Origin of the sequence: Luteimonas sp. J29, assembly GCF_000472505.1 — a bacterium.
Classification (GTDB): Bacteria; Pseudomonadota; Gammaproteobacteria; order Xanthomonadales; family Xanthomonadaceae; genus Luteimonas.
On sequence record NZ_AWZR01000002.1, the window covers coordinates 429,856 to 454,074 of the forward strand.

The 24,219-nt window shown below is 72.4% G+C and carries 18 protein-coding genes and 1 riboswitch; of the genes, 8 read left to right on the forward strand and 10 right to left on the reverse strand.

The genetic code is table 11. From position 1 onward, the window contains the following. Positions 1 to 53 precede the first annotated feature (53 nt). Complete coding sequence (locus LUTJ29_RS0104780) at positions 54 to 1,334, forward strand: NAD(P)/FAD-dependent oxidoreductase (RefSeq protein ID WP_027071548.1); 1,281 nt, start codon at positions 54 to 56, stop codon at positions 1,332 to 1,334. 78 nt (positions 1,335 to 1,412) lie between these two features. Then, the gene (zupT, locus tag LUTJ29_RS0104785; RefSeq protein ID WP_027071549.1) at positions 1,413 to 2,222 is read left to right on the forward strand and encodes a zinc transporter ZupT; all 810 of its coding nucleotides are present in this window, start codon (positions 1,413 to 1,415) and stop codon (positions 2,220 to 2,222) included. 98 nt (positions 2,223 to 2,320) lie between these two features. On the opposite strand, the gene rpoH is transcribed toward zupT, so the two are convergent. The 4 genes from rpoH to LUTJ29_RS16160 form a co-directional block, all read right to left on the reverse strand. Further along, positions 2,321 to 3,199, reverse strand: a complete 879-nt coding sequence (gene rpoH, locus LUTJ29_RS0104790; RefSeq protein ID WP_232221147.1) for an RNA polymerase sigma factor RpoH — start codon at positions 3,197 to 3,199, stop codon at positions 2,321 to 2,323. A 356-nt stretch (positions 3,200 to 3,555) separates the two neighbouring features. After that, on the reverse strand, positions 3,556 to 6,183 hold the full coding sequence (locus tag LUTJ29_RS0104795; protein ID WP_043740380.1) for a TonB-dependent receptor: 2,628 nt from the start codon (positions 6,181 to 6,183) through the stop codon (positions 3,556 to 3,558). A 48-nt stretch (positions 6,184 to 6,231) separates the two neighbouring features. Then, positions 6,232 to 7,152, reverse strand: coding sequence for an AraC family transcriptional regulator (locus LUTJ29_RS16155; protein ID WP_051322696.1), 921 nt, complete (start codon positions 7,150 to 7,152; stop codon positions 6,232 to 6,234). Between the two features lie 55 nt (positions 7,153 to 7,207). Beyond that, positions 7,208 to 9,529, reverse strand: coding sequence for a winged helix-turn-helix domain-containing protein (locus LUTJ29_RS16160; protein ID WP_051322697.1), 2,322 nt, complete (start codon positions 9,527 to 9,529; stop codon positions 7,208 to 7,210). A 323-nt stretch (positions 9,530 to 9,852) separates the two neighbouring features. Here LUTJ29_RS16160 and LUTJ29_RS0104810 point away from each other — a divergent pair, with 323 nt between their 5' ends. Next, positions 9,853 to 10,224: a hypothetical protein gene (locus LUTJ29_RS0104810; protein WP_027071552.1), complete on the forward strand. Its 372-nt coding sequence runs from the start codon at positions 9,853 to 9,855 to the stop codon at positions 10,222 to 10,224. Between the two features lie 45 nt (positions 10,225 to 10,269). Here the strand turns inward: LUTJ29_RS0104810 and LUTJ29_RS0104815 are convergent, their stop codons facing one another. The 4 genes from LUTJ29_RS0104815 to LUTJ29_RS0104830 all read right to left on the reverse strand — a co-directional run bounded on the left by LUTJ29_RS0104815 (position 10,270) and on the right by LUTJ29_RS0104830 (position 14,421). Further along, positions 10,270 to 10,863, reverse strand: a complete 594-nt coding sequence (locus LUTJ29_RS0104815) for a DUF4136 domain-containing protein (protein ID WP_232221148.1) — start codon at positions 10,861 to 10,863, stop codon at positions 10,270 to 10,272. A 135-nt stretch (positions 10,864 to 10,998) separates the two neighbouring features. Next, positions 10,999 to 12,876 carry a phosphomethylpyrimidine synthase ThiC gene (gene thiC / locus LUTJ29_RS0104820; protein ID WP_027071554.1) on the reverse strand — a complete coding sequence of 626 codons (1,878 nt, stop codon included), beginning with the start codon at positions 12,874 to 12,876 and terminating at the stop codon, positions 10,999 to 11,001. A 93-nt stretch (positions 12,877 to 12,969) separates the two neighbouring features. Next, a riboswitch (TPP riboswitch) is annotated at positions 12,970 to 13,073 on the reverse strand. Between the two features lie 50 nt (positions 13,074 to 13,123). Next, the gene (locus LUTJ29_RS0104825) at positions 13,124 to 13,927 is read right to left on the reverse strand and encodes a hypothetical protein (protein WP_051322699.1); all 804 of its coding nucleotides are present in this window, start codon (positions 13,925 to 13,927) and stop codon (positions 13,124 to 13,126) included. Positions 13,928 to 14,136: 209 nt separating this feature from the next. Further along, positions 14,137 to 14,421: a hypothetical protein gene (locus LUTJ29_RS0104830; protein WP_144774377.1), complete on the reverse strand. Its 285-nt coding sequence runs from the start codon at positions 14,419 to 14,421 to the stop codon at positions 14,137 to 14,139. Positions 14,422 to 14,554: 133 nt separating this feature from the next. On the opposite strand from LUTJ29_RS0104830, the gene thrA reads away from it, so the two are divergent. The 3 genes from thrA to thrC are packed head-to-tail and all read left to right on the forward strand — an operon-like array spanning position 14,555 to position 19,413. Next, entirely contained in the window at positions 14,555 to 17,110 is a 2,556-nt protein-coding gene (gene thrA / locus LUTJ29_RS16165) for a bifunctional aspartate kinase/homoserine dehydrogenase I (RefSeq protein ID WP_084524650.1), read from the forward strand. Further along, entirely contained in the window at positions 17,107 to 18,093 is a 987-nt protein-coding gene (locus LUTJ29_RS16170) for a homoserine kinase (protein WP_051322700.1), read from the forward strand. The genes thrA and LUTJ29_RS16170 overlap by 4 nt, the downstream gene beginning before the upstream one ends. 33 nt (positions 18,094 to 18,126) lie before the next feature. Then, positions 18,127 to 19,413 (forward strand): threonine synthase, encoded by a 1,287-nt coding sequence (gene thrC, locus LUTJ29_RS0104845; protein WP_027071557.1) that lies wholly within the window; start codon positions 18,127 to 18,129, stop codon positions 19,411 to 19,413. A gap of 309 nt (positions 19,414 to 19,722) precedes the next feature. Here thrC and LUTJ29_RS0104850 read toward each other — a convergent pair whose 3' ends face one another. Together LUTJ29_RS0104850 and LUTJ29_RS0104855 are read right to left on the reverse strand one after the other, a co-directional pair. Then, positions 19,723 to 21,060: an aminopeptidase P N-terminal domain-containing protein gene (locus LUTJ29_RS0104850; RefSeq protein ID WP_043740384.1), complete on the reverse strand. Its 1,338-nt coding sequence runs from the start codon at positions 21,058 to 21,060 to the stop codon at positions 19,723 to 19,725. Further along, positions 21,060 to 21,593, reverse strand: coding sequence for a UPF0149 family protein (locus tag LUTJ29_RS0104855; RefSeq protein WP_043740387.1), 534 nt, complete (start codon positions 21,591 to 21,593; stop codon positions 21,060 to 21,062). Before LUTJ29_RS0104855 ends, LUTJ29_RS0104850 begins: the two co-directional genes overlap by 1 nt. Before the next feature lie 149 nt (positions 21,594 to 21,742). On the opposite strand from LUTJ29_RS0104855, the gene LUTJ29_RS16175 reads away from it, so the two are divergent. Continuing rightward, a complete protein-coding gene (locus LUTJ29_RS16175; protein WP_051322701.1) occupies positions 21,743 to 23,956 on the forward strand; it encodes a GGDEF domain-containing phosphodiesterase in 2,214 nt (737 codons plus the stop codon). 31 nt (positions 23,957 to 23,987) lie between these two features. Continuing rightward, positions 23,988 to 24,209, forward strand: a complete 222-nt coding sequence (locus LUTJ29_RS0104865; protein ID WP_027071560.1) for a TIGR02449 family protein — start codon at positions 23,988 to 23,990, stop codon at positions 24,207 to 24,209. The last annotated feature ends 10 nt before the right edge of the window (positions 24,210 to 24,219 follow it).

Genomic DNA, 24,219 nt, shown 5'->3' on the forward strand with positions numbered 1-24,219 from the left:
CGCCGGCACGCGGCCTGCACATCGCGCTGCGCCCGCCTCCCTAGAATGGGCGCATGACGACACGCCCGCACGTGGTCATCGTCGGCGGGGGCTTCGCCGGGCTCTGGGCCGCGCGCGCGCTCGCACGCGCGCCGGCGCGCATCACCCTGCTCGACCGCGGCAACCACCACCTGTTCCAGCCGCTGCTCTACCAGGTCGCGACCGCCGGGCTCTCCGCGCCCGACATCGCCGCGCCGCTGCGCCACATCCTGCGCCGACAGCGCAACGTCGAGGTGCAGATGGCCACCGTGTCGCGGGTGGACGCGGACGCGCGCGAGGTCGAACTCGAACACGCCGGCGGCCGCCGGCGGCTCGGCTATGACTTCCTGGTGCTGGCGACCGGCGCCACCCACGCCTACTTCGGCAATGAACACTGGGCGCCGCACGCGCCGGGGCTGAAGACGCTCGACGACGCGCTGGAACTGCGCCGCCGGCTGCTGCTCGCGTTCGAACGCGCGGAGGCGGCGACCGACCCGGCCGAGCGCGAGGCCTGGCTGAGCTTCGCCATCATCGGCGGCGGCCCCACCGGCGTCGAACTGGCCGGCACCCTGGCCGAGATCGCGCGCCACACGCTCGAGCGCGAGTTCCGCCACATCGATCCGGCGCGCGCCCGGGTGCGCCTGGTCGAGGCCGGGCCACGGGTCCTGTCCGCGTTCCCCGAGGACCTCTCGCGCAAGGCCCGTCGGCAGCTGGAAAGGCTGGGCGTGGAGGTGCACACCGGCGCCCCGGTCGAGGACATCGACGCCCAGGGCTATCGCTGCAATGGCCGGTTCGTGCCGGCGCGCACCGTGGTCTGGGCGGCGGGCGTGTCGGCCTCGCCGCTGGGCGCCTGCCTGGGCGCGCCGCTCGATCGCGCCGGGCGGGTGCGCGTTCGCCCCGACCTGTCGGTGCCCGGCCATCCGGAGATCTTCGTCGCCGGCGACCTCGCGGCGGTCGAACGCGAGGACGGGCGGCCGGTACCCGGGGTCGCGCCCGCCGCCAAGCAGATGGGGCGGCACGTGGCGCGCTGCATCCGCGCGCGGCTGGGCGGAGGCACCGGCCCGTGCCGGCCGTTCGCCTACCGCGATTACGGCAACCTCGCCACCATCGGCCGGATGGCGGCGGTGGTCGACCTCGGCGCCTGGCGCTTCTCGGGCGTGCCGGCCTGGTGGTTCTGGCTGCTGGCGCACCTGTTCTTCCTGGTCGGCTTCCGCAACCGGCTGGTGGTGCTGCTCAACTGGTCGGTCGCCTACTGGACCCACCAGCGCGCGGCGCGGATCATCCTCGGCGGCGACGATCGTTCCGGCCGGAACTGACGCGCCGCCGCTCCGGCGGGGCGCTACGCGCCGCCACGCTTCGGCTAGGATGGCCGCTCCCCCGGCCGCGACTCCGGCATGATCGACGTCCCCACGCAGAACCTGCTGATCGCGCTGGCGGTGACCACCGCGGCCGGCCTCGCGACCGGCTTCGGCGGGCTGCTGGTGTTCGCCTCGAAGTCGCCCAACGCGCGCGTGCTCGCCTTCGGCCTGGCCTTCGCCGGCGGCGCGATGGTGTACGTGTCGCTGGGCGAGATCCTCGGCAAGTCGGTGCTCGCGTTCTCGGCCGACTACGGCGACCGGCTCGGCTTCACCTGGGGCACGCTCTCGTTCCTCGCCGGCGTGCTGCTGATCGTCACCATCGACCGGCTGGTGCCCAACCCGCACGAACGGCTGGAGGTCGACGACCCCTACTTCCGCGAGCACAACCGCGAGTACGTCAAGCGCGTGGGGCTGCTCACCGCGGTGGCGATCACCGCGCACAACTTCCCCGAGGGACTGGCGACGTTCTTCGCCACCCTCGAGAACCCCGGCGTGGGCATGCCGCTGGCGTTCGCGATCGCGATCCACAACATCCCCGAGGGCATCGCCATCGCGGTGCCGGTCTACTTCGCCACCAGCAACCGCGCGTATGCCTTCGCCGCCTGCCTGGTGTCGGGACTGGCCGAGCCGGTGGGTGCGATCCTGGGCTACCTGCTGCTGCGGCCGTTCCTGTCGGACGCGGTGTTCGGCGCGGTGTTCGGCATCATCGCCGGGGTCATGGTGTTCCTGGCCCTGGACGAACTGCTGCCGGCGGCCAAGCGCTACGCCAAGGGCCACGAGACGGTGTACGGCCTGGTGACCGGCATGGCCGCGCTGGCCATCAGCCTGGTGCTGTTCAAGTGGTAGCAGGCGGCGGCCGGGGCGCGGCCGCGATCGAGGGCCCCTGACGCAGGAAGGCCCGCTTGCGCGGGCCTTCGCTCGTTCCCGGTCCGATGCCTGGCGTGTCAGGCCGCGAACAGCGCCTTCATCTTCTTCAGCGCGTTGGCCTCGACCTGGCGGATGCGCTCGGCCGACACGCCGTACTCGTCGGCCAGTTCCTGCAGCGTGACCTTGGAATCGGGGTCGAGCCAGCGCCGCTGGATGATGTCGCGCGAGCGCGCGTCCAGGCTGGCCAGCCCCTCGCGCAGCAGTTCGAGGCGGTTGTCGGCGCTGTCCATGCGCTCGTAGGCCTGGGCCGGATCCTCCTCGTGCGCGATCAGGTACGCGGCGGGCGCCGGCGGCGCGCGGTCGTCATCCTCGTCGGCCGGGGCGTCGAACGCGATGTCGCGGCCGGACAGGCGCGATTCCATCTCCAGCACCTCGCGCTCGGAGACGTTGAGGTCCTTGGCCACCGCGCTGACCTCGTCGGCGTTCAGCCAGCCCAGGCGGGTCTTGCTCTTGCGCAGGTTGAAGAACAGCTTGCGCTGGGCCTTGGTCGTGGCGACCTTGACGATGCGCCAGTTCCTGAGGATGAATTCGTGCATCTCGGCGCGAATCCAGTGCACCGCGAAGCTGACCAGGCGCACGCCCATGTCGGGGTCGAAACGCTTGACCGCCTTCATCAGGCCGATGTTGCCTTCCTGGATCAGGTCGCCGAGCTGGAGGCCGTACCCGCTGTAGCCGCGGGCGACGTGGACCACGAACCGCAGGTGCGAATGCACCAGTTCGCGGGCCGCGTCGAGGTCCTCGTGGTCGCGGTAGCGGCGGGCGAGCGCCTGCTCGTCCTCGGCCGACAGGACCGGGATCTGGTTCACCGCGCTGATGTACGCCTCGAGCGAGCCCAGCGGGGCCAGCCCGGTGAAGGCGGGAACCGGCAGGTTGTTGGCAACAAGCGCTTGGGTCATGGGCGTCTTCATGGATTGGAGTCTAGCAGTCGGCCCCTTTGACTGCTAAGGCAGGGAAAAGTTCCCGGTTCGTTTCATTCATGGAACAAACGGCCGGGAACGACAAGGTTTCGTCTGAAAATGATAGCAAAAAGGGGCCTCGGGAACACCCGATGATCCTGGGACGCGCGGGATCAAGCGGGTGTGACCGCGCCGGACCCGCCGGATTCCCCCGGCCGTCCGCGGCCGTCCGCGGCCGCCGCCGCAGGGGAACACGGCCACCGGGGCGGCAGGCGGCCACCGCCGGTCCGGCCTTGCGGAAAAGGCAACGCCCCCGGCGGGCGGGGGCGTTGCGGGGACGCCGGCGCGGCGGGCCGTCAGAACTTCTGCGCGTAGCGGAAGTAGACCGTGCGACCGTAGGCGTCGTACAGCTCGAAGTTCCAAGGCTGGTTGCGCACCTGCATCAGGGTCGGATAGCGATCGCCCACGTTGTTCACGCCGAGGGTGATGCTGCCCTCCCACGGCGCCTTGTAGGTCACCGAGAGGTCGTGGGTGGTGTAGCTGCCCACGCGCTCGTTGACCTCGCCGCCGATGAAGCCGAAGCTCGGCTTGACCCCGGGGTTCTGCTGCGAGTCGATGTAGTTGACGTTCCAGTTGGCCACGAAGTCGCCCAGCGTCCAGCTGTTGCGCAGGGTCGAGCGCAGGTCGGGCACCGCGATCCAGCCCAGGCGATCCTTCACCGTGGCGCCGTCGGTCACGATGAAGTCGATCACCTTGGCCACCTGCAGCCAGCTGTCGAGGCGTCCACGCCCGCCGAGCTCGAAACGGGTCCGCAGGTTCACGTCCACGCCGGTGGTCTTGAGGTCGCCCTCGTTGGCGAAGGCGCTGTTGACCTCGGCGATCGAGCCGTTGGCGCGGCGGATCACCGAGGTGCCGTCCGGCAGCGCCGCGCCGGCGTTGTCGAAGTCGACCAGTTCCTGGAACTCGATCAGGCGGATGCGGTTGTCGATCTCGATGCGGTAGTAGTCGACGGTGAGGTTCAGCCACGAAGTGGCGTCCCAGGCCACGCCGATGCTGTACTGGCGGGAAGTCTCCGACTCCAGGTCGAGATTGCCGCTGCGGTAGGTGTCGACCTGGTAGCTGACGTCCTGCGAAACCGGGCCGTCGCTGATGTTGTCGCCGTTGGCGTCGTTGCCGCACTGCTCGGGCGTGTAGCCCATCACCACGCAGGTGCGGTAGTCCGCCACCTGCTCGGCGGAGAACGAACGCTTGCCGTGCACGTAGGGCAAGGCCGGCGCGCGGAAGCCCTCGCCGATCGAGCCGCGGAAGGTCAGGTTCTCCAGCGGCTGCCAGCGCAGCGACAGCTTCGGCGACAGGTCGGATCCATAGTCGCTGTAGCGGTCGTAGCGCGCGGCCAGGGTGACGTCGAAATCGGCGGCGATCGGCAGCAGCCATTCGGCATAGGCGGCGTAGATCTCGCGGTCGCCGGCGGCCGAGTTGCCCGAGGAACCAGCGATCACGCCCGCCTCGGAGAGCGAATCGTAGATGTCGGCGTAGTCCTCGGTGCGGTACTCGGCGCCGAAGGCCAGCATCGAGGCGCCACCGGACATCTCGAACAGGTCGAGCGTGGCGTTGGCGTAGATCTCGTCGATGTCGAAGCGGCCGTCGCGACTGGTGGTCGCGGTGAAGCCCTTGATCACTTCCTCGGGGTTGCCGAACGGATCGAACAGGTTGTAGCGGCCGTCCGCCGCGGCGGCCTCGGCCAGCGGGGTCACGATGTAGCCGCGGCCCAGCTCCTTGAAGCTGGCGCGGCTGCGGCGCAGGCCGAAGTCGATGAACAGCCGGTCGGTCGCCTGCCACTGGAATCCGGCGTTCAAGTCGGCAACCGCGTTGTCCACGAAGTTGTCGCGGTTGCCCGCCGCGGCGTAGCGGTGGTAGACGAACGCGCCCAGACCGTCGCCGGGCACCGGGTCGTTCGGCGTTCCCTCGGGGATGTACAGCACGCCCGGCGTCGGCGCGAACCGCCCGAAGCTCTCGGTCTTGCTGTAGCTGGCCGAGGCATAGATCGACCAGGCGTCGTCGATCTGCCAGGTGCCTCGGGCGAACAGCGACTTGTTGTCGACCGAGGCCTCGTTGGCCGCCATCGCGTTGTAGTCGAAGACGCAGTTGTCGCCGTTGATCCAGAAGTTCGGATCGTCGCAGGCGTAGCCGGGCAGCGCGCCGCCGAACTCCCCCTCCTCGCCCGGCGCGGTCGCGCTTTCGAAGTAGAAGTTGTTGCCGTAGAAGGAGCCGCCGCGGGTCTCGCCGCCGATCTGGTTGCGGGCGAACACGATGTCGCGCGCGCTGGTCGACACGCCGAGCAGCAGGCTGCCGCGGTCGGACGAAGTGCCGAACACCAGCGAGGCCTCCTCGGTGTCGCCGCCGGCCACCGCCGGGTTGCCGCGACCATAGCGGAACTCGGCGCCATCGAAATCCTTGCGCAGGATGATGTTCACCACGCCGCCGATCGCGTCGGAGCCGTACACCGCGGACGCGCCGTCGGAGAGCACCTCGATGCGTTCGACCGCCGCCAGCGGGATGGTGTTGAGGTCGGCGCTGGTGCCGGTGGAGGGCGCGTATGGCGCGCGGCGTCCGTCGACCAGCACCAGGGTGCGGTCGGAGCCGATGCCGCGCAGGTCGATGTCGGCGGTGGCCTGGGCGGTGCTGCCCGAGCGCGGGCGGAAGTTGCCGAACGAGGCGAAGGTGGAATCGCGCAGCACGTCGGCTACGCTGACGTCGCCGCTGGCGTCGATCGCGGCGCGGTCGATGACGGTCACCGGCACCGCGCCCTCGATGTCGGCGCGCTTGATGCGCGAACCGGTCACCTGGAGGCGGTCGAGGGTCTGGACGGTGTCGTCCGCCGCGGCGGCGTCTTGGGCGACGGCGGGGAGCGTGGCGAGGGCGCAGGCGATGGCGATCGGCAGCGCCGCCAGCCGGCTGCCGCGCGATCGGGGAAGGAATGTCATGGGGAAGTCTCCGGATCTGGTTACGAGCGTGTTAACCACGCCCCCAAGTTACGGACGCAACGACACCGCCGCTTGGCCGCGCGTGCCGGTCCCGTTTGCCGCGTGTGGCGTCGCTCCGGTCCCGGCGCGGTAGCGCGAAGGCGGCACCCCGAAGCGCGCCCGGAAGGCGCGCGAGAAACTGCAGTTGTTCTCGAAGCCGCAGGCCGCGCCGGCCTCGCCGACCGACAGCCGCGAGACGCGCAGCAGGCGCGCGGCCTGCGCCAGGCGCATCCGCGATGACGCGGCCTGTGGCCCCTCCCCGTAGATCGCGTGGAAGGTCTTGGTGAAGTACCAGACCGAGACGTTGCCGCGTTCGGCGAGTTCGGCCAGCCGCACCGGACGGTCGAGGTTGCCGGCGAGGTACAGCCACGCGCGCTGCATGCGCGCGAACACCTGGCGCCGGCGACGCAGTGAACGCCCCGGGCAACGGTCGACCAGCTCCCGCAGCCCGGCCTGCTGGGCGGCGAGCAGGCGCAGCAGCGCCTCGAGGGGCAGGCGGTCCACCTCGTGCGTGCGCGGCACGTTGCGCGCGAACGGCGCGCAGCCGCGCCACAGCCGCAGGGCCGCGGCGCGCACGCCGGGCGCGAGCTGGCCCAGGCCCGGGAACAGCGCCCCGTCGGCCGCCGCGGGCAGCGGCATCCTCGGCCACAGCGTGACGCCCAGGACCAGGCCATCCTCGGCGCTGGCGAGCAGCGGGCGCGACTCCGCCTCCAGCACCAGCCACTGGCCCGCCGCCAGCGCGAACCGGCCTTCGCGGCATTCCAGCGTCGCACTGCCGCGCAACACCAGCCAGGCGGTGGCGGCGTTGCCGCCGACGGCCAGGCCGCCGCCGCGGCTGGCGAGCATCAGGGCGGGACGTTCGTCGTGCGCGGCGGCGCCGGACACATCGTACGCGCCGGCGCGGTCGCTCCAGATCGTTTGCATCTGCATGGCTGTTTCCTTGTGCGGAATCCAGCCACCTGTTTGCCGCCCGCCGCTCCGAAACTCAGGAAACCGGGACGAAATCGAACCGACATTGGGGCGTGCGGCATCCGAAAGTCATGCTTCGGGGACCTTCGCCCATGACTTCCGGCAGGGCCTCGCGCAGGGTGCGCCGGCGCGGGGCGGACTCCGGGGCCGGCGGGCGCGGCAGCCGCGCGAAGCCGACGTCGATGTTCTGCGACGCCGGCAGGCCCAGGTACAGCCATCGCCCGCGTGCATCCACGGCGGGCGAACCGCCCACGACTCCGCCTTCGCGCGAGAGGCAGGGGCCGTCGCCGGGCCGGGCGATGGCGCGCCACGGGGCCGGGCAACCGTCCTCGGGCACCAGCGAGTAGGCCTGGCCTTCGAACAGCGCCCAGTGGCGATAATGGCGCGGCGTCGGCCGGTCCGCGGACACCTGCTCGATGCCGCCCAGCATGGCGTCGCTGCGCCATAACCCGGGCACGGTGGAACGGCTGAACATCAGCGCATTGGCGCCGGGGTCGTAGCGCGCGAGCGCGACGTCCTCCTCGGAAGCAAGCACGCGCCAGTCCTCGCGCCGGTACAGCACCGCGCGCACGCGCCCGCGGCCGTCGTCGACGCCGACCAGCAGGTGCGCGGGGTCGCCGGTATAGGCCGCGAACACCGGACGCTGCGCGGGCACCGCGAGCTGGCGCGCGCGTCCGGTGGCCACGTCCACCTCGAACAGGCGCTCGAGGTCGCCGCTGCGCCCGAGCACGACCAGGCGGCGGCCGTCGGGCGACCACACCGGCGCGTGGCGCGGCACCGGCTCCAGCCCTTCGACCGGTCGCAGCGTGGCCGGCTGCCCCACCTCGCCCAGCCACAGCTGCACCGCCATCGAGCGGTCGGACAGGAACGCCAGCGTGTGGCCGTCGGGCGACAGCGCGGGCAGCATGTCGACGCCGCTGGACGCGAACACCGGTTCCAGCCCCGCGTCGGATGCGCCGTCGATCGGGACGCGGAACAGTCCGCTGCGCGAGAGGTCGATCTCGAGCACCATCGACCAGTCGTCGGCCGCGACGTCCGGATGCACCGCGTTGCCGGTCGGCAGGCGCGACAGGGGGTGCAGGCTGCCATCGTCCACGCGCAGCAGCCACAGCGTGGCGTTGCCCGCCACCTGGCTGAGCACGATGCCGCTGCTGTCGGGCAACCAGTCCCAGCCGCGGATGTCGCGCCGCAGCCGGGTGAGCGGCCGCGGCGTGCCGCCCTCGGCCGGCATGATCCACAGGTCCGCCAGCGAGAGGTTGCGGCGGAACGCGAGCCAGCGTCCGTCCGGCGAATACCGCGGAAGCTGGTCGACGTCGCCGTCGCCGATCGGATAGTCGAGCGCCTCCCAGGTGGCGGTCGCCAGGTCCAGCCGCTGCAGCGGCGCGCCGGCACCCCCGGGCATGCGCGGCCCGCCCATCACCAGGCCGCGGCCGTCGGGGGTCCAGTCGAAGTGCGACCAGGCGCCGTCGAGGCAGGGGCCGGCCTCGCGCGGCGTGCCGCCGGCGGCAGGCACCACCATGAAGCGGCAGTCCTCGCCCGCCACGCGCACGAAGGCGATGCGGGTGCCGTCGCGCGACCATACCGGCATGGTGTCCTCCACGTCGGGGCCCGGGTCGGTCAGCACGCGCGCGGCGGCCTGCGAGACCGCCTGCAGCATCAGCCGGCTGCCGCCGCCGGCCTCCGCACGCACGAAGGCCACCGTGCCGCCGTCGGGGGACAGCGACGGGAGCCGTTCCTGCTCGGGGGCGGACGCGATCGCGCGGTACTCGACCGCGAGCACCTCCGTGGCCGTGCCCGCACCGGGCAAGGCCGCGGCGGGCACGGCAGCCGGCATCCGCCACAGCGCGACCACGGCGATGCAGAACAGCACCGCCACCGCCGCCACGTGCCAGGGCGTGCGCGACGGCCGGGCGGGCGACGTCGATCGCGGGGCCGCGGGGGCAGGTCCGGGTTCCACCCCGCCCTCCACGGCGGCCGATGCGGCCTCGTCGCCCGTCCGGCCGTCCAGCCAGGCTACCGGCGCCAGCAGGCGGTAGCCGGTCCTGGCGATGGTCTCGATGTAGCGCGGCGCGTCGCGGTCGTCGCCGAACGCCTTGCGCAACTGGGTGATCGCCTGGGTGAGCACGTCGTCGGTCGGCATCGTGTCCGGCCAGACCCGTTCGAACAGGGCATCGCGCGTCACCACCCCGCCCTGCGCCTCGGCCAGCACCAGCAGCACCTGCAGCGCCTTGGGGGTAAGCCGCCACTCGCCGCCTTCGCCGTCGCGGGTGACGACCCGGCGCAGCGCGTCGACCTCGCAGTCGAGCACGCGCAGGCGCCCGGCGCGCGGACGGATCATGCCGGCACGGCCGCGCGCGGCGGCATGCGGGAGCCTGCGGTGGGCGTGGGCGTTCGGGGCGTGCGCACGTGCGTGCGATGTCCGGGGCAACATCGGCCGCCAGCGTCGCACCCGCGCCACGCGCATGCATGTGTCTTTGGTGGGGCGAACCGTTTCCGCCGAAAGCGTAACGCGCCGGCCGGGCCGCGGCTTCGCCGCCGGCGCCCGCGGTCCTTGCACGGTTTGGCGCAAGGCTCTGGCGCACGTCAGGCGCACTTCAGGCAGATTCGCCGCGCGCCGTGGATCCCTAGCCTGCGTGGCGTCCACACACACGAGGCCTGACCATGAAGACCATCGCGACCACCCTCGGCGCCACCCTGCTGGCCGTCGCCGCCCTGCCCGCCATCGCCGCCGGCAACGCCGCGCCCCTGGAGGAATGCGTGCAGCTGTCGGACGGCCACCGCGGTACCCGCGCCGCCGGGAACACACAGTTGCTGCTGCGCGACGGCGACGCCCATTACCGGGTGAAGTTCAACGGGACCTGCGAAACCCTCGCGCGCAGTTCGCGCATCTACATCGCGACCGACGGCGAGCACAACCGGCTGTGCCCAACCGGCACCACGGTCAGCGCGAAGCAGTACCGCTGCCGGGCGGAGTCGGTGGAGGTGATCGACGATCGCACCTGGAGCCGCGAGGCCCGCACGGCCGGGCGCTGATCGCCACGGCGGCCCGGGCGCGCGGCGCGCGCCCGGGCGCGATCCTCATTGCGGCGCGGGCACCGTGCCGGCCCGGTACGGAAACCGGGCGAAGATCTCGGCCATGGTCTCGTGGATCCGCGCGTCGCGCCTGGCCGGATCCTTCTCCCGGTTCACCCGGCCCACCGCGATGCCTTCCCACACCAGGCGGTTGCGCTCGACGTCGACCAGGTCGACGTTGAGCGTGCCCTCGGTGTAGCGGTACACGTCGGTGCGGTCGCGCCAGTACGGCACCACGTAGTAGCCCCGGGCGCGGTAGCTGTAGTAGTACGCGTAGTCGACGGTCGGCATCGAGGACACGTCGGTCCGCTGCCGGGTGTAGGCATTGATGTTGACCCAGAGGTCGGGCTTGTCCTCGGTGTACACGTAGCCGCGCGCTTCCATCTGGGCGCGCGCGGCGGCCTTCATGGTCTCGGTGGCCGCCGACGAATAGCCGTGCGGCTCGATCGCCAGCGGCGAGTAGAAGGCGAAGGTGCGATAGCGGGCGAAGTCGGCCTGGGGGTCGGCCTCGGTGGTGATCTGCGGGCCGGTGGCGCACGCCGCCAGCAGGGCGACGGCCGCCAGCACCAGCACCCTTGCTGCGATGCGGAAGGTTCCCATGACCATTCTCCTGTCGATTGGCCTGACGCTAGCACGCGACCGGCTACGCCGGGTGAATGCCCGGCGGGCGCCCGGCCGGCGCGGACGCCCGCCGCGGCGCGCCCCCGCGGGGCGCGGCACGTGCCGGCGCCGCCCTCACCCCGGACGGTAGACCTCCGCCCCCTGTTCGCGGAACTCGGCCGCCTTGCCGGCCATGCCCTGCTCCAGCGCGCTGGCCGGGTCCAGGCCGTGCTCGGCCGCATAGTCGCGCACGTCCTGGGTGATCTTCATCGAACAGAAGTGGGGGCCGCACATCGAGCAGAAGTGGGCCAGCTTGTGCGCCTCCTTCGGCAGGGTCTCGTCGTGCATCGACTGGGCCTTCTCGGGGTCCAGGCCGAGGTGGAACTGGTCCTGCCAGCGGAACTCGAAACGGGCCTTGGACAGGGCGTTGTCGCGCACCTGCGCGCCGGGATGCCCCTTGGCCAGGTCGGCGGCGTGCGCGGCGACCTTGTAGGCCATGATGCCGTCGCGCACGTCCTCGCGGTTGGGCAGGCCCAGGTGCTCCTTGGGCGTCACATAGCACAGCATGGCGGTGCCGTACCAGCCGATCATCGCCGCGCCGATCGCGCTGGTGATGTGGTCGTAGCCGGGGGCGATGTCGGTGGTCAGCGGCCCCAGGGTGTAGAACGGCGCCTCGCCGCACTCGCGCAGCTGCTTGTCCATGTTCTCCCTGATCAGCTGCATCGGCACGTGGCCGGGGCCTTCGATCATGGTCTGCACGTCGTGCTTCCAGGCGATCTTCGTCAGCTCGCCGAGCGTCTCCAGCTCGCCGAACTGGGCCGCGTCGTTGGCATCGGCGATGCAGCCCGGGCGCAGGCCGTCGCCCAGCGAGAAGGCCACGTCGTAGGCCTTCATGATTTCGCAGATCTCCTCGAAGTGGGTGTAGAGGAAATTCTCCTTGTGGTGGGCCAGGCACCACTTGGCCATGATCGAACCGCCGCGGCTGACGATGCCGGTGACCCGCTTCGCGGTCAGCGGGACGTAGCGCAGCAGCACGCCGGCGTGGATGGTGAAGTAGTCCACGCCCTGCTCGGCCTGTTCGACCAGGGTGTCGCGGAAGATCTCCCAGGTCAGTTCCTCGGCGCGGCCGTCGACCTTCTCCAGCGCCTGGTAGATCGGCACCGTGCCGATCGGCACCGGCGAGTTGCGGAGGATCCACTCGCGGGTCTCGTGGATGTGCCTGCCGGTGGACAGGTCCATCACCGTGTCCGCGCCCCAGCGGATCGACCACACCAGCTTCTCGACTTCCTCGGCGATGCCCGAGGACACCGCGGAGTTGCCGATGTTGGCGTTGATCTTGGTCAGGAAGTTGCGGCCGATGACCATCGGCTCGCTTTCGGGATGGTTGATGTTGCACGGCAGGATGGCGCGGCCGCGGGCGATCTCGTCGCGCACGAACTCGGGCGTGATCCGGGCCGGGATGCTGGCGCCGAAGCTCTCGCCGGGGTGCTGCGCCAGCAGGCCGGCGTCGCGCACCGCCTCCAGGCGCTGGTTCTCGCGGATGGCGACGAACTCCATCTCCGGGGTGACGATGCCGCGCCGCGCGTAGTGCATCTGGGTGACGTTGGCGCCGGCCGTCGCGCGGCGCGGCAGGCGGCGGGCGGGGAAGCGCACCGGGTCGAGCTTCGGATCGCGCTCGCGCGCACGCCCGAACTCGGACGTGAGCGCCGGAAGCGGTGCGGTATCCCCGCGCTCGTCGATCCACGCCGCGCGCAGCGCCGGCAGGCCCGCGGCGAGGTCGATACGGGCGTCCGGGTCGGTATACGGACCCGAGGTGTCGTAGACCGTGACCGGCGGGTTCTCCTCGCCGCCAAACACGGTCGGGGTGCGGGTCTGCACGATCTCGCGCATCGGCACGCGCAGGTCGGGGCGCGAGCCTTCGACGTAGATCCTGCGCGATCCCGGGATCGGCCGGGTCACGGCATCGGAGAGCTGCTGGGCCTGCTGGACCAGGGAGTCGGGCACTGCGTTCATCGGCATCGTCCTGTGCGCGGCCGCGAGGGATTCGCGGACCTTGGACGAAGCGGGAGCGCCGGACGCGGATGCGTGGCGCGAAGGCCGGGACGCACCTGGACCTGCGAAGCTTCCCTACGCCGGTGTCAGCCGGATCAGGTTCGAAGGGACTGTCTCAATCCGCCGGGCCATGCCCGCGGATACCCCCGCTTCGAAGGCTATTAGACCGCGCCGGCCGCACAGGCGCCAGCCCGCGCGGCCGCCCCGCTCAGAACGCGAGGGTCACGCCGGCCATCGGGCCGTGGAAGCGCTGGTCCAGGCCCACCGTGGCGTCGCCGCCGTGGCGGCGGACGTTGAGCTTGAACCAGTCGTATCCGGCGTGGATGCCGAAGTTCTGCGTGAAGCGGTACTCGACCAGGGCATTGGCGCGGGTGAGGTCGCCGTCGTAGTCGCCGAAGTCGCCCCAGTCGGCATCCAGGTACTGGCCCTGGGCGACGAAGCGCCAGCGCTGGTCCGCGGTGTTGAAGCCCAGGCGCACGCCGACCACGGGCGCGGTGCCGGTCTCGGACTGGAGCGCGGTGAACCTGCCGTCGGCGCTGTCGACCGCGACCTCGGCGGCCAGCTTCGCGCGCTGCGCGCCGAGCTGCAGGCCGATGCTGGCGGTGGGCGACTCGACCACGGCGAAGTCGTAGACCAGGCCGCCCAGGTCGAACTCCGTGTCGAAGCGCGCCGTGGTGCCGGCGGGGATCGTGGTGTCGCCGAGCACGAGGTCCTGGCCCAGGGCGTAGTCGCGATCCTGCGCGTAGCGGAAGTAGTTGAACAGCAGGCGGTGGCGGTCGCCGATCCGGAACATGCCTTCCGCGCGCGGCACGGTCCTGTCGCCGAGCGTGTAACGCCCGCTCTCGTACGCGTACGCCTCGCCGCCGAACTCGGCGTCCGCGGAAAAGCGGCTTTCGGCCTCGGCCTGCATCGCGCCCAGGCGCAAGGTGAAGCGGTCGTCGTCGGCCTGCGCGAAGAGCGGACAGGCCAGCAGCGTCGCGCCAATGGCGCAGGAAAGGAGCGTCTTGTTCACTACGTGCATCCTGTGGGGAAAACGGAGCGCGCGATTTCAGGCGACGCGCAGTGCAGCTGCCGTGAACCCCCGCCTGGACATCAACGCACCCATTCAGGATGCGACGTCCGCCGGCGCTCGCCGCCGCATCTCCACGCCCAGCCACGCGTCCGGTCCGCGACGGGACGGGCATCGGATCGCCGTGCACCCGCATTCGCGCCACGTGTGCGTCACGGGTGCGGGCAGGCGGCCAACGACCACGTCGTTTGCGCCTCGCACGCAGCGGCCTGCGCCGCCGTCGCGTTGCGTTGCACGCGGGCCGTCGGCGCGCATCGCCGGATGCCCGTGGCAGCTGCCGGGAGACCGTTCCGGATGCAATCAAAATGCGCCTTGACGCGCTGCATCATCGTCCGGTATTCATGGCGGCCCATGCCGAACACCCACGCCATCCTTGCAGCCGGTTCCGGCGCGTTCCCCGCGAACGCGGCGGTTGCGATTGCGACGATTACCACCACCGGCACCATTGGGGCCGGGGTGCGGGCGCGCGTGCAGGACTGATCGACAACGCCGCTCCGCACCCGAACCGGGGTGCGGGCCGGCCGGCTTCCACCTCGACCGGACGCGGAGCCCAACCGGAGCTTCCAGAGCATGTCGTCCGCACTCCAACTCCCCGGTGACGCCGTCGCCTCCGCCGCCTCGTCCGCGCTGGCCGCGCTGCAGCCCGGCGGCACGACCCGGGTCCACAAGTTCGGCGGCAGCAGCGTCGCCGACGCCGGCCGCATCCTGGCGCTGGCGCCGCTGGTCGAGGACGGGGCCGCGGTGCGCGCGGTCGTGGTCTCGGCGATGGCCGGCACCACCAACGCGCTGGTGGCGATGGCCGAGCAGGCGTCCTCCGGCCAGGACTGGAGCGGCGAATGGGCGGCGCTGCGCGAGCGCCACCTCGCCACCGCCGCCGTGATCGATCCCGCGGACCGGCATGGGCTGCGCGACGCCGTCGCGCGCGATTTCGACGCACTGCGCGACGACCTGCTCGCGCTGGCGTCGGCCTCCGGCGAAACCGGCGCACTGGTGGCGCAGGTGCACGGCGCCGGCGAACTGGTCTCCTCGCGGCTGGTGCAGGCCGCGCTCGGCGGCGAGGCCGCCGGCTGGCAGCGCCTGGACGCGCGCGACGTGCTGGTGGTGCAGCCGGGCGAAATGGGCGTGGCCGTGGACTGGGAGGCCTCGCGCGAGCGCTTCGCCGAGTGGCGCACGCGGCAGCGGCCGGAGAAGGTGGTGGTGACCGGCTTCGTGGCGCGCGAGCGCGACGGCCGCAGCACCACGCTCGGGCGCAACGGCAGCGACTACTCGGCCGCGATCTTCGCCAACCTGTTCGATGCCGACGAGCTCCTGATCTGGACCGACGTCGACGGCGTGCTCTCGGCCGACCCGCGCCTGGTGCCCGACGCCACCGTGCTGCCGACGATGTCCTACGCCGAGGCCTGCGAGCTGGCCTACTTCGGCGCCAAGGTGCTGCATCCGCAGACGATGGCGCCGGTGCAGTCGCGCGCGATCCCGCTGTGCATCCGCAACACGCTCAACCCGTCCGCGCCCGGCACCTGGATCCTCCCCGAGAACCCGGAGGGCGACGCCGAGATCTCCCCGGTCAAGGGCCTGACCATCGTCCGCGACATGGCGGTGCTTGAGCTGGCCGGCAATGGCATGGTCGGCGTGCCCGGCACCGCGGAGAAGCTGTTCGCCGCGCTGCACCGCGCGGGCGTGTCGGTGGTGATGATCTCGCAGGGCTCGTCCGAGCATTCGATCTGCTGCGTGGTCCGCGCCAGCCAGGCGCAGCGCGCGAAGGCCGCGGTCGAGGCCGCGTTTGCCGACGCGATCGCCAGCGCCAGTGCCCAGGGCGTGAACCTGACCAGCGACGTCGCGATCCTGGCCGCGGTCGGCGACGGCATGGTCGGCATCCCCGGCGTGGCCGCGCGGCTGTTCGCGGCCCTGGCCCAGGCGCAGGTGAACATCCGCGCCATCGCCCAGGGCTCGAGCGAGCGCAACATCTCGGTGGCGATCGCCGACGCCGACGCCACCCGCGCCCTGCGCGCGGCGCACTCGGCGTTCTGGCTGTCGCCGCAGACGGTCTCGATCGGGCTGATCGGCCCCGGCCAGGTCGGCCGCGCGCTGCTCTCGCAGCTGGCGGCGGTGATCCCCAAGCTGCGCGCGAACTCGCAGATCGACCTGCGCCTGCGCGGCATCGCCAACAGCGGCTACATGGCCCTGGACCATTTCGCCATCCATCCCGCCGAGGCGGTCGAACGACTGGTGGAGATGAGCACGCCCGCATTCGACCCCGACGCCTTCGCCGCCCACGTGCGCGCCGAGCACCTGCCGCACGCGCTGATCGTGGACTGCAGCGGCAGCGAGGCGATCGCCCGCCACTACCCCAAGTGGCTGGCGGCCGGCATCCACGTGGTCACCCCGAGCAAGCACGCCGGCAGCGGCGACTGGGAGCGCTACGTCGCGATCCGCGAGGCCCAGCGCAGCGGCGCCCGCTTCATGTACGAGGCCACGGTCGGCGCCGGACTGCCGGTGATCAACACCCTGCGCAACCTGCGCGACACCGGCGACGAGATCCAGGCCATCGACGGCATGCTCTCGGGCACGCTCGCCTGGCTGTTCAACAGCTTCGACGGCAGCCGCCCGTTTTCGGCCCTGGTGCGCGAGGCCCGCGAACTCGGCTACACCGAGCCCGACCCGCGCGACGACCTCTCGGGCCTCGACGTGGCGCGCAAGCTGGTGATCCTGGCCCGCGAGGCCGGGCGCGAACTGTCGCTGGACGACGTGGTGGTCGAGAGCCTGGTGCCCGAGCACCTGCGCGAGGTGTCGCGCGACGAGTTCCTGGCCCGCCTCGACGAGCTCGACGCGCCGATGCAGGCACGGCTCGTGGACGCGGTCGCCAGGGGCCTGAAGCTGCGCCACATCGCCCACCTCTCGCAGGCCGAGGGCGCGCGCGTGGGCGTGGTCGCGCTGCCGGCCGACCACGCCTGCTGCCACACCCGCCTGACCGACAACCTGGTCCAGTTCACGACCGCGCGCTATGCCAGCAACCCGCTGGTCGTGCAGGGCCCGGGCGCCGGGCCGCAGGTCACGGCGGCGGGCGTGTTCGGCGATATCCTTGCGATCGCGCATTCGCTCAGCAACGGGATCGGCGCCCACGCATGAACCGCTCGGCCACCGCCTTCGCCCCGGCCAGCGTCGGCAACATCGGGGTCGGTTTCGACCTGCTCGGCCACGCCGTGGACGGACCCCGGGACCTGGCCACGGTGCGCCGCATCGCCGAGCCGGCGGTGCGGATCGATGCGATCGGCGGCGACATCGACGGCGCGAACGCGCTGCCGCGCGAGCCGCTGCGCAATACCGCCGGCGGCGCCCTGCTGGCGATGCGCGAGGCGCTCGGACTGCCCTTCGGTTTCGCGCTGGAACTGCGCAAGGGGATCCCGCTCGGCTCCGGCCTCGGCGGTTCGGCCGCGTCCTGCGTGGCCGCGCTGGTCGCGGCGAACGCGCTGCTCGACGCGCCGCTGCCGCCCGCGGCGCTGTACCGTTTCGCGCTCGACGGCGAAGCCATCGCCAGCGGCAGCCGCCACGGCGACAACGTGGCGCCGATGCTGCTCGGCGGCGTGGCCCTGGCCACCCACGACCGCGCGCTGCGCATCGACGCGCCCGACTGGCTGCACGCGGTGGTGGTGCATCCCGACCAGGTGCTGGAGACGCGGCGCTCGCGCGAGGTGCTCGCCGCGCCCTATCCGCTCGCCGACGTGGTGCGCCAGGGCGCGCACCTGGCCCAGTTCCTGCTCGGCCTGCAGCGCGGCGACGCCGGGCTGATCCGCGACGGCCTGCGCGACGTGCTGGTCGAGCCGAGGCGCGCGCCGCTGATCCCGGGCTTCGCGCAGGTGAAGGCGGCCGCGCTCGACCACGACGCGCTCGGCGCCAGCATCTCCGGCGGCGGACCGAGCGTGTTCGCCTGGTTCGCATCGCGCGCGGCGGCCGGGCGGGCCGCGCCGCAGATGCGCCAGGCCTTCGTCGACGCCGGATTCGAGGCCCGCGCCTACGTCACCCCGGTCAACGCCCGGGCGGCCGCCGTGGTGACGCGACCCGACGCACCGGCGGCACCGGCGCCGGCCCGTTCCGCCGCGACCGGCTCCTGACCCCGTCGCCCCACGATCCGGCCACGCACGCGCATGCATTTCATCAGCACCCGGGGACAGGTGCCCCCGACCCCCATCGACGACGCCCTGGTCGCCGGCCTCGCGCCGGACGGCGGGCTGTACGTGCCCGGGCGCATGCCGCGCCTGGACGACTGGTCCCCGCTATCGACCTTGTCCGCGACCGCGCTGCGCACCCTGGCACCCTACTTCGAGGGCTCGGCGCTGCGCGACCGGCTCGAGGCCATCTGCGCCGACGCGTTCTCGTTCGACGCCCCGCTGCGCCCGCTCGCCGGCGCCGGCGACCACGTGCTCGAGCTGTTCCACGGCCCCACCGCCGCGTTCAAGGACTACGCCGCGCGCTTCCTGGCGCGCGCACTCGAAGGCCTGCGCGATCCGTCCGCGCCGCCGACCACGATCGTGGTCGCGACCTCCGGCGACACGGGCGCCGCGGTCGCGGCGGCCTTCCATCGCCGCCCGGGCTTCCGCGTGGTGATCCTGTATCCCGACGGCAAGGTCTCGCCGCGCCAGGCGCATGGGCTGGGCTGCTGGGGCGACAACGTCGCCGCCTACCGGGTCGAAGGCAGCTTCGACGACTGCCAGCGCCTGGCCAAGCAGGCGCTGGCCGACGAGGCGCTGCGCGCGCGCGTGCCGCTGGGCTCGGCCAACAGCATCAGCCTCGGCCGGCTGCTGCCGCAGGCCGCGTACTACGCGCACGCGGCCGCGCACTTCCACGCCGCGCACGGCCAGGCGCTCAATTTCATCGTGCCCACCGGCAACCTCGGCAACGCCAGCGCCGCGTTCGTGGCGCGCAGCATGGGCGCGCCGGTGGGCGGCATCCGCCTGGCCTGCAACGCCAACGACACCCTGCCGCGCTACTTCGCCGGCGCCGACTACGCCGCGCAGCCGACCCGCGCCACACTGGCCAACGCCATGGACGTGGGCGCGCCGAGCAACTTCGAGCGCCTGCGCCACTGGCACCGCAGCGACGCCGAACTGCGCGCCGGCTTCGTGGCCGCTTCGGTCGACGACGCTACCATCCGCGAGGTGGTGCGGGAGGCGCCGACGCGCCACGGCATCGTCGCCTGCCCGCATACCGCGACCGGCCTGAAGCTGCTGCAGGACCTGCGCGCAGCGGGCGACACGCGCCCGTGGGCGGTGGTCGCGACCGCGCACCCGGCCAAGTTCGAGAGCATCGTCGAGCCGCTGGTCGGCCATCCGGTGGAACCGCCGCCGGCGCTGGCCGAATGCCTGGCGCGGCCCGCCCGCGCGGCCGCGATGGCGCCGGAGTACGACGCGCTGAAGGCGGTGCTGGAGGGCTAGGGACCGGGACCTCCGGCCTGCCCCCGCCCCGGCCCTCCCCCGCAAGCGGGGGAGGGGGCGGAACGGCGCTTCGCGTCGGAGCCGATCCTTCCCCCTGCGCGCCGGCCTGAGCCCCCTGCGCACCGCCTCCCTGCGAGCCGGACCTCCCACTCACCCCTGCGCACCGGACCTCCTCCCCTGCGCGCCGGACCTTTCCCCTGCGCGCCGGACCCCCTCCACTGCGCGCCCGACCTGCTCCCTCCCCCGCCTGCGGGGGAGGGCCGGGGTGGGGGCAGCGGGGCATGCCTCGCGAGTGCGGCAGACACGCCCTCAGCGCGCCGCCATGAACGCCTCGATCTCGTCCGCGCTGCGCGCCAGCCCGTCGGTGAGCACTTCGTGGCCGTCCTTCGTGATCGCCACGTCGTCCTCGATCCGGATCCCGATGCCGCGCCACTTCGCGGGCACGCTGGTGTCGCCGGCGGGAATGTACAGCCCGGGTTCGATGGTGAACACCATGCCCGGCTCGAGCAGGCGCGATTGGCCGTCGATCCGGTAGTCGCCCACGTCGTGCACGTCCAGGCCGAGCCAGTGCCCGGTCTTGTGGCGGTAGTAGCGCTTGTAGTCGCCGCTGGCGAGGTTGCGCTCCAGGCTGCCCTTGAGCAGTCCCAGCCGCAGCAGGCCTTCGGTCAGCACGCGCACCGCGGCGTGGTGCCCGGCCTCGTAGGGCACGCCCGGCCGCGCCTGCTCAAGCGCCGCCGCGCGTGCGGCGTCGACCAGCTCGTGCAGTTCGCGCTGCGCCTTGCTGAAACGCCCGTTGGCCGGGAAGGTGCGGGTGATGTCGGCCGCGTAGCCCTGGTACTCGGCGCCGGCGTCGATCAGCACCAGGTCGCCGTCGCGGGCCTGGCCGCGGTTGGCGCGGTAGTGCAGCACGCAGGCGTTGGCGCCGGCGCCGACGATGCTGTTGTAGGCCGGTTCGGCGCCGGCGGCGCGGAACACCCGCTCCACTTCGGCCTGCAGTTCGTACTCGCGGATCCCCGGCCGCGCCGCGCGCATCGCCGCCGCGTGCGCCTCGACGCTGATCCGCGCCGCATGCCGCATCAGGCGCAGTTCGTCGCGCGACTTGAACAGCCGCATCTCGTCGAGCAGGTGGCCCAGCTCGAGGAATTCGTGCGGCGGCTGCGCGCCCAGGCGCACCTGCGCGCGCACGCGGTTGAGCCAGCCGATCAGCTTGAGGTCGAACTCGGTGTCGCGGCCGAAGTGGTAGTAGACGCGGGTGCGCCCTTCCAGCAGCCCGGGCAGGATCTCGTCGAGGTCGTCGATCGGGTAGGCATCGTCCATGCCGTAGGCCTCGACCGCGCCTTCCGGGCCGGCGCGCGGTCCATCCCAGCCCTCGCGCTCGGGGTCGCGCTCGCGGCAGAACAGCAGCGCCTCGCCATGGCGGCGGCCCGGCACCAGCACCAGCACCGCCTCCGGCTCGGGGAAGCCGGTGAGGTACCAGAGATCGGAATCCTGGCGGTAGGGGAAGAAGGTGTCGCGGCTGCGGATCCGCTCGGGCGCGGCCGGCAGCACCAGGATCGCGTCCTCGCCGGCCATGCGCATCAGCTGGCGCCGGCGGCGCGCGTAGGCCTGGGCGGGGATCCCCGTCGGCGGCCGGAGCGGCGCGGCCATCAGTTCAGGCGGCCGCGGTGCCGCGGCCCGAGCGCGCAGTCGCCGTGGAGCAGCAGCGCGGCTACCCGCACGTACTCCTCGATCTCGGCCAGCGCCTCCTCGTCCTCCTGGTCGCCCCCGTCCTGGGGCGTGGCCGCGGCCAGCCGGACCAGGTCGGCCAGCGCCTCGCCGCCCTCGTCCGAGAGCGGCGGCGCCGAGCCGGCGGCCAGCCCGAAGGCGCCCACGAAGCCGCGGCACCACTCGAACAGGGCTCCGATGCGCGCCTCCAGCGGGGCGTCGGGGCCGGGCAGGAGCAGGTCGAACCCGAAATCCTGGGACTCCATCTGGCGCGCCGTGGCCTCGCCCAGGCGCTGCAGCACGCCGCTGCCCGCGACCCGGGACAGCGCGTCGTTGGCCATGACCCGCGCCAGCCAGTCCGGCCCGGCCTCGCCGCCCCCGGCCAGCCAGCCGCACAGCCCACCGTGCAGTTCGGACGCGCCGCAGGCCAGCCCGTGCTCGCGGCCAGCGGCCTCGACCTCCTGCAGCGAGGGCATGGATTCGGACACGTACGGCTCCTGTTCCCGGAAGCGCGCAGTCTAGAACGTGTTCCCGCCGGCTGCATGCCGGCGCCGGCGGCGGCTTGGCGCGGGGCGCCGCGCGCGCCTACACTCGGCCGGTTATTGACGCGAACGCAGGGGTCCGCGTGTCGACCAACCCGGGGGATCTGCAGCTGCTGGTCGCGGCGGCGACCGCATCGGTGCTGCTGGTCGCGCTGCTGTTCATCATGTTGCACCGGCGCAAGCGCGAGCGCAGCTACATCGAGCAGCTGCGCGACCGCGAGGAGCGCCTGAAGCTGGCGCTGTGGGCGACCGATGAGCGCTACTGGGCCTACGACGTGGCCAGCGGCCGGGTCCACCGCCTGGCCGGGGAGTCGCGCGCGACGCCCTCCGGCGAGCTCGCCGAGGAAGTGGTGGACGCCAGCGAGCTGGTTCACCCCGACGACCTGGACATGGTCCGCCGGCGCGTGGACGACTACATCTCCGGCCACGCCGACACCTTCCTCGCCGAGCTGCGGGTGGCCAGCGAGCGGGGCGAGTGGGTCTGGATGCGGGCCCGGGGCCGCGCCGTGGCGCGCGACGCGCAGGGCCGGATCCTGCGCATCGCCGGCACCGCGCTCAACATCACCGGCACCCGCGAGGCCGACCGCGAGCTGCGCATCTCCAGCGAGGTGCTGCGCAGCATGAACGAGGCGGTGGCGGTGATCGACTGCAACTTCGACTTCGTCTCGGTCAACCCCGCCTTCCTGCGCATGACCGGCTACGACGAGGAGGACGTGATCGGGCGCAACGCCTGCATCCTCGACAGCCTCCAGCACGACACCGCCTTCTACCAGCACATCCGCGAGCAGATCCGGCGCAAGGGCCGCTGGAACGGCGAGATCTGGCAGCGGCGCAAGGACGGCGAGGAGTTCCTGTGCCAGATCGAGTCGAGCACGGTCTACGACAAGAACGGCCAGCTGATCCTGTACGTGATGGTGCTCAACGACATCACCCAGCAGAAGCGCGCCGAACAGGAGCTGCGCTACCTGGCCAACTTCGACACCCTGACCAACCTGCCCAACCGCTCGCTGCTGTCCGAACGCCTGTCGCGCGCGATCGTGCGCGCGCACCGCGAGGACAACCGGATCGCGGTGCTGTTCCTCGACCTCGACCGGTTCAAGGACGTCAACGACTCGCTCGGCCACGCCGCCGGGGACCGGATCCTGCGCGCGGCGGCGGCGCGCCTGCAGCAGACGGTGGGCATGCACCACACCGTGGCCCGGCTGGGGGGCGACGAGTTCACGGTGGTGCTGGAGAACCTGACCTCGCCCGAGGAAGCCGACCACGTCGCGCGCGAGATCATCATGGCCTTCGAGGCCCCGCTGCTGCTCGACGACCGGCGCGAGATCGCGATCTCGCCCTCGATCGGCATCAGCCTCTATCCCGACCACGCGCACGTGCCGACCGAGCTGCTCAAGCAGGCCGACACCGCGATGTACCAGGCCAAGGCGGCCGGCCGCCGCACCTTCATGCGCTACGACGACGCGATGGACGTGGCGGTGCGCCAGCGCGCCACGATCTCCGGCGCGCTGCGCAAGGTGCTCGACCGCGGCGAGCTGCGCCTGGTGTTCCAGCCGCAGCTGGCCCTGGCCGAAGGCCGGATCACGGGCGTGGAGGCGCTGCTGCGCTGGCACAGCAGCGAGCACGGCGACATCGCGCCGGCGGACTTCATCCCGATGGCGGAGGAAAGCGGCCTGATCCTGGAGATCGGCGAGTGGGTGCTGCGCGAGGCCTGCCTGACCCTGCAGCGCTGGCGCCAGCACGGCCTCACCGACCTCACCGTGTCGGTCAACGTGTCGGTGCTGCAGCTCCTGCGCGGCGACTTCCCCGAGGTGGTCAGCCGGGTCCTGGCCGACATCGAGCTGCCGCCCAGCATGCTCGAGCTCGAGCTCACCGAGAGCGTGCTGATGGCCAACGCCGAACACACCGCGGCCAAGCTCCAGGCCTTCCGCGAACTGGGCGTGTCGCTGGCGATCGACGATTTCGGCACCGGCTACTCCTCGCTGGCCTACCTCAAGCGCCTGCCGATCACCACGATCAAGATCGACAAGGCCTTCATCGGCGACCTCACCCACGACCCGGAGGACGCCGCCATCACCAGCACGGTCATCACCATGGCCCATTCGCTGGGCCTGAACGTGGTCGCGGAGGGCGTGGAGACCGAGGCCCAGCTCCGGTTCCTGCGCGAGCAGGCGTGCGACGAGGTCCAGGGCTTCTGGCTCTCGCCGCCGCTCGAGGCCCACGCCTGCCTGGCCTTCATCCGCAACTGGCGGCCGGCCCGCGAGACCGCCGCCGCCCCGCCCGTGGCGGCGCCTTGACCGCCCCGCGCCGCCTGCCTATCGTGCCGGCATGGACCGCCCCGACGTGCTCGCCCAGCTCCGCGCCCTGACCGCGCGCATCGACGCGCTGGTCGGCCGGGCGCAGCAGCTGGCCGAGGAGAACCGCTCGCTGCGCCAGCAGCAGGAGCAGCTCGCCGGGGAACGTTCCCAGCTGCTGGCCAAGAACGAGCAGGCGCGCTCGCGGGTCGAGGCCATGATCGCCCGGCTCAAGTCGCTGGAGCAGCACACGTGAGCGCGCGCGC